The following is a 13800-nucleotide window of genomic DNA, read 5'->3' as shown; positions in this document are numbered from 1 at the left end:
GATGCGCGATCCCCCGTCTCCTGGGACATGCGGCAGACATGCGCTTCCTTGTGACTCGCGAGTAACAAGCGGGACGACACGGACATCGGATAACGTGTTCTCATGCGCCCTCCGCATGCGACTCTCCCCACGCCTCCCGGCAAGGAGGACCAGCCCGCCGCCGGTGTCCGCACCAGAAGCCAGCACCAGCGCCGCAAGCGCATCGTCCAGGCCGCGGCCGCCCTGGCCTCGCGCGGCGGCGTCGAGGCCATGCAGATGCGCACGGTCGCCGAACGCGCAGGGGTCGCCCTCGGCACCCTCTACCGCTACTTCCCCTCCAAGATGGACCTGGTCGTCGCGGTCGTCGGCGAGGAGATCGACCTGCTGGAGAGCAGCATCGAGCGGCGCCCGCCGAACGCTCCGACGGCCGCGGGGCGGGCGGTCGACGTGCTCATGAGGGCCACGCGCGGGCTGATGCGCGAGCCGGAGCTGGCCGACGCCCTCATCCGATCCCTGATCATGGCCGAGGTCGACACCCCGTTCGGCGACCGGATGGCCGGGCTGCTGCTGCGGGTGGCCGGCGGCGAGCAGACCGCCGAGGACGACCTGATCCTGACCGGGCTGCTGTCGAGCGTGTGGGTGCAGGAACTCCTGGAGATGCTGCGCGGGCGGCGCACGTACGAGCAGATCCAGCGCCGCATCGAGATCGCCGCCACCCGCCTGCTGTCCGGCCTCTGACCCCGCTCACGCGGGCGATCCGGGGCCGCGACGCGGGGTCTGGGAACGGAAGCTGTGGCCGAGCTCGCGGCCGAGCCCGAAGTAGTGCCGGAAGTTGTAGATCAGCGGGCTCCACCGGGCCGGGTCGACGTGCTGCGTGCCCGGCACCACGATGCGCGGGTCGGCGTGGACCTTGAGCACGTCGGCCTCCACGATGAGGAAGTCGCCCGACAGGTCGGGTCTGACCCTGACGGCACGAGCCTCCAGCTGAAGGGGACATCCGGCGACCCTGGGCGGCCGGACCAGGTCGGAGGGCTCGGGCCTGAGCCCCGCGGCCGCGAACTTGTCCTGCACGAAGCGGAAGCTGCCCCGCTTGGTGTCCGGCACCGGGTCGCACCCGGTCAGCGGGGCGAGCCGCTCCACCGCGGCCCACTGCCCCGGCTCCGGCAGGTTGATCACCAGCTCGCTCCGGTCGGCGAGGTTGCGCCCCGTGTGCCCCTCGACGCCGAGGCCCATGACGACCACCTGACCGAGCGCCCACGCCGAGGAGATCGGGGCGAGGTTGGCCGAGCCGTCCTCGTTCTCGGTGGAGAGCAGCACGACCGGCGTCCCGAAATACAGGATGCTCGGCGTGATCGTCACATGCCCGGTGGCCATGTCCGTGATGTTCATGGCGTCGACCGTAGGACCGGATCGCTTCGGCCCCGGCCGAAGCGACGGCCGGGGCCATCAGGCGTGCTCCGCCGGACAGGACCTCGACCATCGGGCCACTGGCCCGTTTCCGGCACCTCGGGCAGGGTGTACCACATGAGAGCCATCAGTCAGGATGTTCTGGGCGGACCAGAGGTACTCAAGGAGATCGACCTTCCCGTGCCGGCGCCGGGACCGACCGAGGTACTGGTCAGGGTGCACGCGGCCGGGCTCAACCCGACCGACTGGAAGCACCGGGCGAGCGGCGGCCTCCTGGGCAGGCCGCCGTTCGTGCTCGGCTGGGACGTCTCCGGCGTGGTCGAGGCGGTCGGCGTCGGCGTGTCCCTCTACCAGCCCGGCGACGAGGTCTTCGGCATGCTGCGCTACCCCTCAGGGCACGGCGCGTTCGCCGAGTACGTCACCGCGCCGTCCAGGACCTTCGCCCGCAAGCCCGCCGGCGTCGACCACGTCCAGGCGGGTGCGCTGCCGCTGGCCGCGCTGACGGCCTGGCAGGCGCTGGTCGACGCCGCGGGCGTGCGGGCCGGCCGGCGGGTGCTCGTCCACGCCGCCGCGGGCGGCGTCGGCCACCTGGCCGTCCAGATCGCCAAGGCGCGCGGCGCCCACGTCATCGGTACGGCGAGCGCGGCCAAGCACGATTTCCTCCGCTCGCTGGGCGCCGACGAGCTGGTCGACTACCGGAGCGAGGACTTCGCCACGGCGGTGAAGGACGTCGACGTGGTGCTCGACACGATCGGCGGCGACTACGGGCCGCGCTCGCTGGAGACGCTCAGGCCCGGGGGCACGCTGGTGTCGCTGGTGCTGTCGCGCCGGGACGACGAGCTTTCCGCCAAGGCGCAGGCGCGCGGCGTGCGGGCGGTCGACGTGCTGGTCGAGCCGGACCATGCGGCGATGAAGGCCATCGCGGCACTGGTGGAGGCGGGGCGGCTGCGGGCGGAGATCGCGGCCGTGTTCCCCCTGGCCGAGGCGGCCAAGGCGCACGAGCTCGGCGAGACCGGCAGGACGGTCGGGAAGATCGTGCTGGAAATCAGGCCTTCCACGGCAAAGTAGAACGCGTTACATTTTGCCTCCAGAGCATCATTCTGGAGGCAGCTATGAGCGCACCGGTGATCGTCGAGGCCGTCAGGACACCGATCGGCAAGCGGAACGGATGGCTGTCGGAGCGCAAGCCCCTCCAGGTGCTCGCGGCGGCGCTCAACGGCCTCGTCGACCGGGCGGGGATCGACCCGCGCCTGGTCGAGCAGGTGTTCGCCGGGTGCGTCACGCAGGCGGGCGAGCAGGGCGGCCACGTCGGACGGCACGCCTGGCTGTACGCGGGCCTGCCGTACCAGGCCGGGGTCACCACGATCGACGCGCAGTGCGGATCGTCCCAGCAGGCCGTGCACCTGGTCGCCGCGCTGATCCAGGCGGGGGTGATCGAGGCGGGCGTGGCCTGCGGGGTCGAGGTGATGAGCAGGGCGCCGCTCGGCAGCAACGTGTTACCCGCCAAGCCGAAGCCCGACGACTGGGCGATCGACCTGCCCGACCAGTTCACGGCGGCCGAGCGCATCGCCCGCAGGCGGGGGCTGACCAGGGAGCGGCTCGACTGGTTCGGCGCCCGGTCGCAGCGGCTCGCGGCCAAGGCGTGGGCGGACGGCAGGTACGCCAGGGAGATCGTCCCGGTGGGCGAGGTCTCCAGGGACCAGGGGTTGCGCGAGACGACCACGGAGGGACTCGCGGCGCTGAAGCCGGTGCTCGGCGAGAACGGGCTGCACACCGCAGGCACCTCCTCCCAGGTGTCCGATGGGGCGGCGGCGGTGCTCCTGATGAGCGAGCAGGCGGCCCGGCGGCACGGCCTGCGCCCACGCGCCCGCATCCTCGCCCAGACGCTGGTCGGCGCCGAGCCGCACTACCACCTGGACGGCCCCGTGGACGCCACGGCGGCGGTGCTCGGCAGGGCCGGGATGGCCATGGGCGACATCGACAGGTTCGAGGTGAACGAGGCGTTCGCGGCGGTCGTTCTGTCCTGGGCGTCCGTGCACGAGCCCGACATGGACCGGGTGAACGTCAACGGCGGGGCCATCGCGCTCGGCCACCCCGTCGGGGCGACCGGGGCCCGGCTGGTGACCTCGGCGCTGCACGAACTGGAGAGGGCCGACCTGTCGACCGCCCTCGTGACCATGTGCGCGGGCGGCGCGCTCGCCACGGCCACCATCCTGGAACGCGTCGCATGACCGTACGGCGAAGCGGGGGCGAGCCCCCGAGAGAGGCGACGCGGGAGTCCTCCGACGCCACGCGGGAGGGGGCCGGGAGGCCGACGCGGGACTCCGAAGCCACACAGGAGCGGGCCGGGAGGCCGACGCTGGAGCCCTCCGGCGCCACGCCGGAGCGGGCCGGGAGGCCGACGCGCCGCCGGGCGTACGCCGACCAGCGGCCCCGGGACCTCGGCGGCGGGGTGAGCAGCGTGCCGGTGCCCATCCCCGGCAACCCGCTGGGCTACACGCTCGTCTACGCGATCGACTCGCCCGGCGGCCCGGTGCTGGTGGACGCGGGGTGGAACCATCACGACGCGTGGCAGGCGCTGCGCGTGGGCCTGGCGGCCGTGGGCGTCGACGTGCGGGACGTGCGCGGCGTGGTCGTCACCCACTTCCACCCGGACCACGCGGGGCTGGCCGGACGCGTGCGCGAGAAGTCGGGCGCGTGGATCGCGATGCACGAGGCCGACGCGCGCCTGGTGAAGCTCATGCGCGACCTCGGCGAGGACGAGCACCACGCCTTCCAGTCCGAGATGCTGCGGCGGGCGGGTGCGGGCGCGACCGAGCTGCCCCCGGCCGGTGAGGGACGGCCGGAGCCGCCCGCCGAGCCCGACCTGGCGGTGCGCGACGGCGACCTGCTGGACGTGCCGGGCCGTGTCCTGCGAGCCATCCACACGCCCGGCCACACCCCCGGTCACCTGTGCCTCCACCTGGAGGACGCCGACCGGCTGTTCACCGGCGACCACATCCTTCCCGACATCACTCCTCACGTCGGCATTTATCCCTATGACCGGGACGATGTAGATCCGTTGGCGGATTTCCTGTCCTCGCTCGACCGGGTCGCCGCGCTGGGCCGTACCGAGGCGCTCCCCGCCCACGAGTGGCCCTTCCCCGACGCGGCGGCGCGCGCCGCCGAGATCCGCTCCCACCACGAGGACAAGCTCGCCCGGCTGGCCACCCTGGCCAGCGAGCCCCTCACCATCTGGGAGATCGCCGCCCGCATGACCTGGAACCGCCCGTGGGGCGACCTCCCGCCCGCGCTCCGCGCCATGGCGGCGGGAGAGGCCGCCGCCCACCTCCGCGCCCTGGAGGCCCGCGGCCTGATCCGGCGGCTCCCCGAGGTCGATCCCGTCCGGTTCGTGGCCGTACACTCCTAGACATCCGATGTCTAGGGGGAATACGTGGCGGTCACCGACGCGGCGATCGACAAGATCAAGCAGATGATCCTCTCGGGCGAGCTCTCCCCGGGCGACAGGCTGCCCAAGGAGGCCGACCTGGCCGAACGCCTCGGCCTGTCACGCAACTCGCTGCGCGAAGCCGTACGGGCACTGGCGCTCATCAACGTCCTCGACGTACGGCAGGGCGACGGCACCTACGTCACCAGCCTCGAACCCCGGCTGCTGCTCGACACGATGTCGTTCGTCCTCGACCTGCACCGCGACGACACGGTGATCCAGTTCTTCGAGGTGCGCCGCATCCTCGAACCCGCCGCCACCGCGATGGCCGCGCTCACGATGAGCGACGAGGACATCGCCGAGCTGAAGGCGGTGCTCGACTCGCTGCCGCCCGAGCCGACGATCGAGGAGCTGGTGGCCAACGACCTCACCTTCCACCAGCGCATCGCCCAGGGGTCGGGCAACGCCGTGCTGTGCTCGTTCATCGAGAGCCTCTCGGGCCCGACCACCAGGGCGCGCATCTGGCGCGGCCTCACCCAGGAGGGCGCCCTGGAGAAGACGCGGGAACAGCACATCGCGATCTACGAGGCGATCGCGTCGCGGCAGGCGGAGGTGGCGCGGTCGTGGGCGGTCGTCCACGTGGCAGGGGTGGAGTCCTGGCTGCAGAAGGCCCTCTGACGGCGGCGCCTCGGGATTGCCGTCCCTGGACAGCTTCCGCCAGTGCCCCACGACCTTGATCAGCACACTCTGCAACAGGCCCTCGGCGAGGTGCGCGTCTCCCGTGAGCAGGTACGCGGTCCGCATCAGCGCCTGCTGGCGGCTTTGCACGAACTCGTCGAAGCCGTCGTGACGATCCACTGTGATCTCCTCTCGCCGGTACCCAACGCGACCCACCGGGCGAAAGGTTGCAGGTGCCCGCCGACGTTCACCGGCGCCGGGCGGGGACACGGCGCGACCGGTGCCGCGCACGCCGGGGACCGTACGGCAGGCGGCCCCCTGCTCCCCCTCCCCGCGAGAGGCCAGGTGCCGTGGAGCGGCCCTATTGCCGACTCCGACCGGGAGCCGGCCCTGCCGCACCTGTCCGGCTACGGCGCCGTGGCCGCGGTTCCCGTGGACGGGAGCCGGTCGAGAGCGACCCCGAAGTGGTCGAGGTAGGCGGCGCGGAGGTCGCTCTCCTGCAGCACCTGCTCGGTGCGCTCGCCGTTCACCGTCCGGATGAGCTTGCGGCCGCTGATCGTGGTCCGGCCTTCGGCGGTGCGGAGGGAGCAGACCGGTGACCTGGTGAAGTGCGACTGGGGAGAGGTGGTTTGCCACCAGCAGGTCGGGCCGAAGTCCGCCAGTTCGTACGGCCGGGCGGTCAGCCGGTAGGCCGGGTCGCCCTTGTGGACGATGTCGAGGTCGCCGTGCCCGCTGGGTGCGGGGACGACCTGGACGGCGCCCGCGTCGTCCTTCTGCTCGGCCCGCTCGTCGAGCCGCAGCGGCTCGTCGGCGAAGTCGCCGAATCCGACGTCGACCAGCCAGGGCTCGTCGAGATCGACGCGGATCGCCAGGTGGTCGAACAGCGGCCCCAGCCGCTCACCCTGGAAGGCCCTGGCGGCCAGCAGGGTCACCCGGTAGCCGAGCGCGGTCAGCAGTTCGGCGAACAACCCGTTCAGCTCGTAACAGAATCCGCCGCGACGGCGCGCGACGATCTTGTCGTGGAGCGCGCCGGGGTCGAGGGAGATCGGCTCGCCGAGATGGATGCTCAGGTTCTCGAACGGCACCGCTCTCAGGTGGGCGCGCTGAAGGGCACGCAGGCCGGCCGCGTCCGGTTCGGCCGGCCGCGTCGCACCGAATCTGTCCAGATAGCGGGAGATCTCCGACTCGTTCACGAGACAAGCAAACCATGCGACGGGTGACGCTGTGCGCCCTGGAAGTCAGGCGCTGCGGGGCCGGGTCGCGGGCTGGAACATGAAGGAGATCGCCTCCATGAGCCCCTGCCGCTTGGTCTTCTGGATGGCCGCGATCCGCCACTGGCCGTCCGCCTCGCGTACGACGGTGTAGGTCTGCACCTTGCCGAGCTTCTTGGGCCTGCTCTTGTAGACGTCGCCGCGGCTGACGACGACGGCGGTGTCCGGGCCGTAGAAGCGGATGTCGATGATCTCCATCGCCAGGCGGCTGCCCTTGAGGAAGCTGTCGAACAGGACCTGGTGGGCCCGGCCGATCTCCGCGCCGCCCTGGTAGACGCTGCCGACGAAGGTCACGTCGGTGGCGTCGGCGGTGAACTGCGCACCGTAGGCGGTGCCGTCGCCGCGGTCCCAGGCCTCCCGCGCCCGCTCCAGCAGCGCGCGAACGGCGGCGGTGTCGCTCTCGATGGCGGTGTCGCGGGTCATGTCGCTCCCCTTCCAGTTAGCTTCATCTATCAAGATTCTGCTTTGATTGATTATCTTCTCTAATGAAGAGATTAGCGCAGGGCAGCATGATGTCAAGCCCGTATGGATGAGTAGGGGCGTACTCAGGCGCGACGCCTCCCCTGTCGCCCACACTCGCCCTGGACGACACCTCAAGGAGCCGCAAGGAGATGGTGGAGATGGACATCCATCTGGCGCGTGCCGACGCACGGCGAGCGAAGGCCCTGGCGAACACCGAGTCGCCGTACACGATCGAGGTCCGGTTCATGGGCGGGCTGAGCGAGACGCAGAAGGCGGCGTTCGCCGCCGCCGCCGACCGCTGGGCGCGGGTCATCGTGGGCGACCTCCCCGACGTCCGGATCCCCGAGCTGGAGGGCCTCCCCGCCGGCATCGCGGCGGGCGAGCGGATCGACGACCTGGTGATCCTCGCGGAGGGCGCGAAGATCGACGGTCCCGGCACCGAGCAGGGCAACATCCTCGGCCAGGCGGGTCCCCTGCTCCTCAGGTCCGGCAGCGCGCTCCCGGCGGTCGGCGTCATGCGGTTCGACACCTTCGACCTGGACCGGATGGAGCAGACGGGGCTGCTGCACGACGTGATCGTGCACGAGATGGGTCACGCGCTGGGCTTCGGCACGATCTGGGAGACGCTGGGGCTGTCGACGGGTCTCGGCGGTCCCGACCCGACCTTCGTGGGCCCGGCCGCGAGCAGGGAGTTCGGGGTGCTGCTGGGCGCGGCCGGACCGCATGCCGTCCCGGTGGAGAACGTCGGCGGGCCCGGCAGCGTGGGCGGGCACTGGCGCGAGTCGGTGTTCGGGGTGGAGCTGATGACCAGCAGGGTCTCGCAGCTCGGCAACCCGATCAGCAGGACCAGCGTCGCGGCGCTGGAGGACATGGGCTACCAGGTGGACCTGGCGGCGGCCGAGCCGTACGTGCTGCCGTCGCCGCTGTTCATGGCCGAGGTCAGGGGCATGCGGCCGGAGGTGGCTCCGACGTGCACGGTCGCCGCCCCCGAACCGATCGCCACCATCTGAGCCGCCGGACAACCCCGGCCCACCCCACCGCCGCGACGCACGGACCGGGCCGCATGACCCGGCACGCTCTCCCGGCGCACCACCACGGCGCGCGGACCCGCGCGTCCCGGCGCGCCCCGGTGCTCGGACCAGGCGGTCGGCTGCGGTGGGCTGGGATACTCGGCGGATGCGGATAGATGATCTCGAACCGGACAGGACCCTGCTGGACCTGCAGCACGCCGCCTACGCCGTCGAGGCCGAGCTCATCGGCGACGACCGGATCCCGCCCCTGCGCGAGACGCTCGACGACCTGATCGCCGCGCCGCTGGCGTGGCGGGGCGCCTTCGACGACGAGGGCATGCTGGTGGGCGCGGTGGCGTGGACGGAGACCGACGACCTGGTCGACATCGACCGTCTCGTCGTCGATCCCCGCGCTCACCGGCGGGGCATCGGAAGGACGCTGGTCGCCGAGCTGCTCGACCGGGCGGACGGCCGGACGACCGTCGTCTCCACCGGCCGCGGCAACGTCCCGGCGCGGACCCTCTACGAGCGGCTCGGGTTCACCAGGATCGAGGACGTCGAGGTGATTTCCGGCCTGTGGATCACCAGGTACGAGCGTCGCGGGTAGAACCACGTCGTGGCCGACAAGCTGGAGCGGTATCGCGACATGAGAGACCCGGCGAAGACGCCTGAGCCGGTACCTGAGCGGGCACCCGAGCCGGGCGGCGACGACACGTTCGTCATCCAGGAGCACCACGCCCGGTCGCTGCACTGGGATCTGCGGCTGGAGCGCGACGGCGTGCTCGCCTCCTGGGCGATACCGAAGGGCCTGCCCGAGGACCCGGCGGTCAACCACCTGGCGGTCCACACCGAGGACCACCCGATGGAGTACTCGACGTTCGAGGGGGAGATCCCGCGCGGCGAGTACGGCGGCGGCACGATGACGATCTGGGACCGCGGCACCTACGAGACGGAGAAGTGGTCGGACCGCGAGGTCAAGGTGGTGCTGCACGGGGAGCGGGCGCAGGGCAGGTTCGCGCTGTTCCAGACGAACGGCAAGAACTGGATGATCCACCGCATGGATCCCCCGTCGCGGGATCCGCTGCCCGATCTGGCCCCCATGCTGCCCGTGCGGCGCGCCAGGCTGCCGCGGAACGCCGAGGACTACGCCTTCGAGTTCGCGTGGGGCGGGCGCAGGACGCTGGTGCCGATCGAGGGCGGGCGCACCGACGTGCCGCTGCTGAGGCCGCTGGCCGAACGGCTCGGCAGCCGGACGGCGGTGCTCGACGGCGAGATCGTCTCCCTGGCGGGCGAGGAGGTGTTCGTCGCCTACGACCTGCTCTACGACGCCGGCCGTTCACTGGTCGGCGAGCCGTACCGGACGCGCAGGGCGGCGCTGGAGGCGCTGGAGATCGCGGGCGCCCGGTGGCAGACCGCGCCCGCGTGGCCCGGCCAGGCCCAGCCGGTACGGCAGGCCGCCCGCGACCAGGGCCTGCCCGGCGTGGTCGCCAAGCGCCTCGACTCGCCCTACGAGGAGGGCGAGTCGAAGGCGTGGATCTTCGTCCCGGCGGAGGCGTGACGGCCGGAAGGCCTGCGCGGACGCGCCCGGCCCGGACGTCCACTCCCGGAACGACCGGGACACGAAACCGGCCCGGCGCCCGCGGGCGTACCAGCCGGGACACGCCACCGGCCCAGCGCCCGCGAACGGACCAGCCGGGACACGCGCCCCGCCCGGAGCCCGCGGACGCCGGTCGTTCCTTCAGGCGCCTGGAGCGGGGACGGCGTGCTCGGCGGCGCGGCTGACCCGCTCCCACCCGGCCCAGGTGTCCATCCGCTGCCGCGAGATGTCGAAGGCCAGGTCGTACACCATGCTGCCGAGCAGCAGCCGCAACGGCGGCTCGTCGCTGTCGACCAGCGCGAGCACGGCCTGGGCGGCCAGGCGCGGCTCGCTGTCGATCGACCCTTCGGCCCACTGCTTCTCCAGCTCGGCCCGTAGCGGGGCGTAGGGCGGCAGCGGCGTGGTGGCGGTCATGCTGGTGTAGAGGTCGGTCCAGTACCCGCCGGGCTGCACGATCGTGAGCTTGACGCCGAACTGGGCCGCCTCCATGGCCAGCGCCTCGCTCATGCCCTCCAGCGCGAACTTGCTCGCGCTGTAGAGGCCGGTCGTGGGGAAGCCGCCGAGCCCGGCGATGCTGGAGATCTGCACGATGTGCCCCGCCCGCTGGGCCCGCAGGTACGGCATGACAGCCTGGCCGACCCACAGCGCGCCGAAGAAGTTGACCTCCATCTGCGCTCGGGCCTGCTCTTCGGTGAACTCCTCGACCATGCCTGCGGACATGGCGCCCGCGTTGTTGACGACGATGTCGAGCCTGCCGAAATGCTCGTGGGCGGTCGCGACGGTGGCGAGCACCGCGGCGCGGTCGGTGACGTCGAGGGGCAGGACGAGCAGGTCGCCCGGGTGGGCGGCTTCCAGCTCGCGCAGCGGCTCGACGTTCCTGGCCACGGCGACCACCTGGTCACCGCGCTCCAGCGCGGCCTCGGTGAACGCGCGGCCCAGACCGCGGCTGGCGCCGGTGATGAACCAGGTCCTGGCGGTATCGGCGGTACGCATGGGTGAGGCTCCGATCTGTACGAGTCGAGACGGTTCGTCTCGTGTTACGTCGACAACTATGGGGGCCTGGCTGTGTAATGTCAAGACGGTCCGTCTCGTCTCAGGTAAGCTGCTGCCCGTGACAGCGAACGCGGCCCGACGGAGCGAGACCTCCCGGCAGGCCATCCTCACCGCCGCCTTCGAGCTCGTGACCGAGGTCGGCTACGCCAGGCTCAGCATCGAGGGCATCGCCGCGCGGGCGGGCGTCGGCAAGCAGACCATCTACCGGTGGTGGCCGTCCAAGGGCGCCGTGCTCTTCGACGCCTTCCTCGCGGCCATGGGCGGGGGGCCGGGCGACGAGGCGGCCCTGCCCGACACCGGCGACCTGGCGGCGGACCTCAAGACGGTCCTCCACGCCACCGTCGACGAGCTGAACGATCCCCGCTACGACGAGCCGATGCGCGCGCTCAACACCGAGATCGTCCACGACGCCGAGCTGGCCGCCGCCTACGCCGAACGGCTCGACCTGCCGATGCGCGAGATCAAGCGGAAGCGGCTGCGGGCGGCCCAGGAGGCGGGGCAGCTCGCCGCCGACCTCGATCTCGATCTGGCCATCGACCTGCTGTGGGGGCCGCTGCTCAACCGCTGGATGCAGCGCGGCGGCCCGCTCACCCATGAGTACGCGAGCGCCCTGGTGGACACGGCGCTCACCGGCATGCGCCCCCCGCGCTGACCCGAGCGCTCACCGGCATGCCCCGGGCGTGCGGCCGAGCGCTCAGCGGCATGCGCCCGGCCGGCACCACGTTCCCGGCCGGGGACAGCTAGCCGAGCTCCTCCCACAGCTCGTCCGGCACCGGACGGTCGGCGAGGGCGGCGTTCCTGCGCACCTCGTCCGCGGTCCTGGCGCCCAGCACGATCGAGGCCACCGCCGGATGCCGCAGCGGAAAGGCGATGGCCGCCTGCGGCAGCGTGACCCCGTGCCGGGCGCAGATCCCGGCGATCTTCGAGGCCCGGTCCACCAGCTCGGCCGGCGCGGGCGCGTAGTTGAACGTGGCGCCCGGCTCGTCGGTGGCGAGCAGGCCGCTGTTGAAGACGCCGGCCGCGATCACCTGGACGCCGCGGGCGGCGCACTCCTCCAGCAGCGGCAGGCCCGTACGGTCGAGCAGCGTGTAGCGCCCCGCGAGCATGACCACGTCGATGTCGGTCTCCTGGACGAAGCGCAGCGGGAGCTCCCACTGGTTCGTCCCGACGCCGATCGCCTTCACCAGACCCTCGTCGCGCATCGCGGCCAGCTCGGGGTAGGCCTCGTCGAGCGCCTGCTCGGCGTGGTCGTCCGGGTCGTGGATGAGGGCCAGGTCGACGGCGGGCAGGCCGAGCCGTACCAGGGACTCCTCGATCGACCGGCGGACGCCGGCCGCGGAGAAGTCCCACTGCCTGCGCAGGCCGGTCGTGACGGCGAAGCCGTCGGGGTCGGGGGCGGGCTCGGCGGGCACCAGCAGCCGGCCGACCTTGGTGGACAGGACGTAGCCCGAGCGCCCGGCCAGCGCCGCGCCGAGACGGCGCTCGGACAGGCCGAGGCCGTAATGCGGCGCGGTGTCGAACAGGCGCGTCCCGGTGTCCCAGGCGGCGTCGACGGCCGCGCGCGCGTCGTCGTCGCTGACCTCGGTGTAGAGGTTGCCGATCGGCGCGCCGCCGAACCCGAGCCTGGACAGGACCGGCCGCGCCGGCTTCACCGCATCTCCCAGACCAGCTTGAGTCCGCCCTCGCTCTTGTCGAAGTCGCCGTCGAGAAGGCGGTTCATCTTCGCCTGCCACGCCTGGTCGGCCGGGTGGTCCCGCAGCGCGTCCTGGAGGGCGGCGTAGTCCTCGACCTCCACGAAGTGGAACAGGTCGCGGCCGTCGCGCCAGATCCGCCAGGAGTAGACGCCGTGTTCCCGCATGGCCGCCTCCAGCTCGGCCGGGATGGCGGCGTGCTCCTTGTCGTAGATCTCCTCGCAGCCGGCCTTGAGCCGGGTCCGCAACGCCAGTCGCTGCATCAGTCCTGCGCCTTCCCTCCGGCCACCCGGCTGATCATCAACGCCACCAGGATGATCACGCCGTAGACGAGCTGCTTCCACTCACCCGGGACGCCTCGCAGCGTGAGGATGTTCTCCACCAGGCCGATCACCAGGACACCGGTGAGCGCGCCGAAGATCGTGCCCTTGCCGCCGTCCATGCTGACGCCGCCGATGACCGCGGCGGCGAAGACCATGAAGATCCACCCCACGCCCTGGTTGGCGCTGATGCCGCCCAGGCGGCCGGTCTCCAGGACCCCGGCGAGCGCCGCCAGCGCCCCGCCGATGATGAACACGCTCCACAGCACCCGCTCCACCCTGATGCCCGCGGCGCGGGCGGCGTCGGCGTTGCCGCCGATGGCGTAGAGGGCCCGGCCGAGGCGGAAGTAGCCGAGCACGACGATGCCGGCGGCGAACAGCACGCCCGCGATCCAGATGGCCGCGGGCAGCCCGAGCCAGGAGGCGCTGCCCAGGTAGAGCAGCGAGTCGGGCAGCTCGAACAGGCTCTTGCCGCCGGTCAGCCCCAGGTGCAGGCCGTGCACGACGATCAGCATGGCCAGCGTCACGACGAACGCCGACAGCTGGAACTTCAGGATCAGGAAGCCGTTGAACGCGCCGATCGCCGCGCCGATGAGCAGGCAGATGGGGATCGCCAGCAACCCCATGGCGCCGGAGGCCGCGGGGATCATCAGCACGGTGATCGCGGGCGCCATGCCGACCGTCGACTCCAGCGACAGGTCGAACTTGCCCGCGATCAGGATCAGCGCCTCGGCCAGCACGACCAGCGCGAGCGCCGACTGCTGCTGCAGGACGTTGATGAGGTTGCCCGGACTGAGGAACACCGGATCCACGAACGCGCCCACGACCAGCAAGAGCACGATCACCGGCACCAGCGTCAGGTCGCGGAACCTCGCCAGCTTGAGGCGCGGTGCGGGTGCGGTCAT

Annotated in this window: 16 protein-coding genes; 9 read left to right on the top strand and 7 right to left on the bottom strand. The window is 72.0% G+C overall.

Annotated elements, in window-relative coordinates; translation table 11 throughout:
- The first annotated feature begins 102 nt into the window (after positions 1-102).
- Positions 103-717, top strand: a complete 615-nt coding sequence (locus tag ACWEVS_RS36085) for a TetR family transcriptional regulator (protein ID WP_449928480.1) — start codon at positions 103-105, stop codon at positions 715-717.
- A gap of 6 nt (positions 718-723) precedes the next feature.
- Here the strand turns inward: ACWEVS_RS36085 and ACWEVS_RS36080 are convergent, their stop codons facing one another.
- The gene (locus ACWEVS_RS36080) at positions 724-1368 is read right to left on the bottom strand and encodes a flavin reductase family protein (RefSeq protein ID WP_449928479.1); all 645 of its coding nucleotides are present in this window, start codon (positions 1366-1368) and stop codon (positions 724-726) included.
- A 135-nt stretch (positions 1369-1503) separates the two neighbouring features.
- On the opposite strand from ACWEVS_RS36080, the gene ACWEVS_RS36075 reads away from it, so the two are divergent.
- The 4 genes from ACWEVS_RS36075 to ACWEVS_RS36060 all read left to right on the top strand — a co-directional run bounded on the left by ACWEVS_RS36075 (position 1504) and on the right by ACWEVS_RS36060 (position 5491).
- On the top strand, positions 1504-2454 hold the full coding sequence (locus tag ACWEVS_RS36075) for an NADP-dependent oxidoreductase (RefSeq protein WP_449928478.1): 951 nt from the start codon (positions 1504-1506) through the stop codon (positions 2452-2454).
- Positions 2455-2498: 44 nt separating this feature from the next.
- The gene (locus ACWEVS_RS36070; protein ID WP_449928477.1) at positions 2499-3617 is read left to right on the top strand and encodes a steroid 3-ketoacyl-CoA thiolase; all 1119 of its coding nucleotides are present in this window, start codon (positions 2499-2501) and stop codon (positions 3615-3617) included.
- A 230-nt stretch (positions 3618-3847) separates the two neighbouring features.
- Entirely contained in the window at positions 3848-4795 is a 948-nt protein-coding gene (locus ACWEVS_RS36065) for an MBL fold metallo-hydrolase (protein ID WP_452555207.1), read from the top strand.
- Positions 4796-4819: 24 nt separating this feature from the next.
- Entirely contained in the window at positions 4820-5491 is a 672-nt protein-coding gene (locus ACWEVS_RS36060; protein WP_449928475.1) for a FadR/GntR family transcriptional regulator, read from the top strand.
- A 407-nt stretch (positions 5492-5898) separates the two neighbouring features.
- On the opposite strand, the gene ACWEVS_RS36055 is transcribed toward ACWEVS_RS36060, so the two are convergent.
- Positions 5899-6684 (bottom strand): arylamine N-acetyltransferase family protein, encoded by a 786-nt coding sequence (locus ACWEVS_RS36055; RefSeq protein WP_452555205.1) that lies wholly within the window; start codon positions 6682-6684, stop codon positions 5899-5901.
- A 45-nt stretch (positions 6685-6729) separates the two neighbouring features.
- The gene (locus tag ACWEVS_RS36050) at positions 6730-7185 is read right to left on the bottom strand and encodes an SgcJ/EcaC family oxidoreductase (RefSeq protein ID WP_452418816.1); all 456 of its coding nucleotides are present in this window, start codon (positions 7183-7185) and stop codon (positions 6730-6732) included.
- Between the two features lie 197 nt (positions 7186-7382).
- Between ACWEVS_RS36050 and ACWEVS_RS36045 the strand changes: the two genes are divergently transcribed.
- The 3 genes from ACWEVS_RS36045 to ACWEVS_RS36035 all read left to right on the top strand — a co-directional run bounded on the left by ACWEVS_RS36045 (position 7383) and on the right by ACWEVS_RS36035 (position 9792).
- Entirely contained in the window at positions 7383-8234 is an 852-nt protein-coding gene (locus ACWEVS_RS36045; RefSeq protein WP_449928472.1) for a leishmanolysin-related zinc metalloendopeptidase, read from the top strand.
- 166 nt (positions 8235-8400) lie between these two features.
- Positions 8401-8841, top strand: a complete 441-nt coding sequence (locus tag ACWEVS_RS36040) for a GNAT family N-acetyltransferase (RefSeq protein ID WP_354909936.1) — start codon at positions 8401-8403, stop codon at positions 8839-8841.
- A gap of 9 nt (positions 8842-8850) precedes the next feature.
- Positions 8851-9792 carry a DNA polymerase ligase N-terminal domain-containing protein gene (locus tag ACWEVS_RS36035; RefSeq protein ID WP_449928471.1) on the top strand — a complete coding sequence of 314 codons (942 nt, stop codon included), beginning with the start codon at positions 8851-8853 and terminating at the stop codon, positions 9790-9792.
- 180 nt (positions 9793-9972) lie between these two features.
- Here the strand turns inward: ACWEVS_RS36035 and ACWEVS_RS36030 are convergent, their stop codons facing one another.
- The gene (locus tag ACWEVS_RS36030) at positions 9973-10824 is read right to left on the bottom strand and encodes an SDR family oxidoreductase (protein ID WP_452555202.1); all 852 of its coding nucleotides are present in this window, start codon (positions 10822-10824) and stop codon (positions 9973-9975) included.
- Between the two features lie 118 nt (positions 10825-10942).
- Here ACWEVS_RS36030 and ACWEVS_RS36025 point away from each other — a divergent pair, with 118 nt between their 5' ends.
- Positions 10943-11536, top strand: a complete 594-nt coding sequence (locus ACWEVS_RS36025; RefSeq protein ID WP_449928469.1) for a TetR/AcrR family transcriptional regulator — start codon at positions 10943-10945, stop codon at positions 11534-11536.
- An 88-nt stretch (positions 11537-11624) separates the two neighbouring features.
- On the opposite strand, the gene ACWEVS_RS36020 is transcribed toward ACWEVS_RS36025, so the two are convergent.
- The 3 genes from ACWEVS_RS36020 to ACWEVS_RS36010 are packed head-to-tail and all read right to left on the bottom strand — an operon-like array spanning position 11625 to position 13800.
- A complete protein-coding gene (locus tag ACWEVS_RS36020; RefSeq protein WP_452555200.1) occupies positions 11625-12536 on the bottom strand; it encodes an aldo/keto reductase in 912 nt (303 codons plus the stop codon).
- A complete protein-coding gene (locus ACWEVS_RS36015; protein WP_452555198.1) occupies positions 12533-12838 on the bottom strand; it encodes an L-rhamnose mutarotase in 306 nt (101 codons plus the stop codon). Before ACWEVS_RS36015 ends, ACWEVS_RS36020 begins: the two co-directional genes overlap by 4 nt.
- Positions 12838-13800 carry an ABC transporter permease gene (locus ACWEVS_RS36010; RefSeq protein ID WP_452418804.1) on the bottom strand — a complete coding sequence of 321 codons (963 nt, stop codon included), beginning with the start codon at positions 13798-13800 and terminating at the stop codon, positions 12838-12840. The genes ACWEVS_RS36015 and ACWEVS_RS36010 overlap by 1 nt, the downstream gene beginning before the upstream one ends.

It is taken from the genome of Nonomuraea sp. NPDC003754 (genome assembly GCF_053605785.1).
The sequence above is the reverse complement of the archived record's forward strand: the minus strand, read 5'-3'. Positions and strand labels throughout refer to the sequence as shown.

Coding starts and splice junctions, on each gene's coding strand:
- ACWEVS_RS36085 (WP_449928480.1), top strand. CDS start 103: ATGCGCCCTCCGCATGCGACTCTCCCCACGCCTCCCGGCAAGGAGGAC.
- ACWEVS_RS36080 (WP_449928479.1), bottom strand. CDS start 1,368: ATGAACATCACGGACATGGCCACCGGGCATGTGACGATCACGCCGAGC.
- ACWEVS_RS36075 (WP_449928478.1), top strand. CDS start 1,504: ATGAGAGCCATCAGTCAGGATGTTCTGGGCGGACCAGAGGTACTCAAG.
- ACWEVS_RS36070 (WP_449928477.1), top strand. CDS start 2,499: ATGAGCGCACCGGTGATCGTCGAGGCCGTCAGGACACCGATCGGCAAG.
- ACWEVS_RS36050 (WP_452418816.1), bottom strand. CDS start 7,185: ATGACCCGCGACACCGCCATCGAGAGCGACACCGCCGCCGTTCGCGCG.
- ACWEVS_RS36045 (WP_449928472.1), top strand. CDS start 7,383: ATGGACATCCATCTGGCGCGTGCCGACGCACGGCGAGCGAAGGCCCTG.
- ACWEVS_RS36040 (WP_354909936.1), top strand. CDS start 8,401: ATGCGGATAGATGATCTCGAACCGGACAGGACCCTGCTGGACCTGCAG.
- ACWEVS_RS36030 (WP_452555202.1), bottom strand. CDS start 10,824: ATGCGTACCGCCGATACCGCCAGGACCTGGTTCATCACCGGCGCCAGC.
- ACWEVS_RS36015 (WP_452555198.1), bottom strand. CDS start 12,838: ATGCAGCGACTGGCGTTGCGGACCCGGCTCAAGGCCGGCTGCGAGGAG.
- ACWEVS_RS36010 (WP_452418804.1), bottom strand. CDS start 13,800: ATGACCGCACCCGCACCGCGCCTCAAGCTGGCGAGGTTCCGCGACCTG.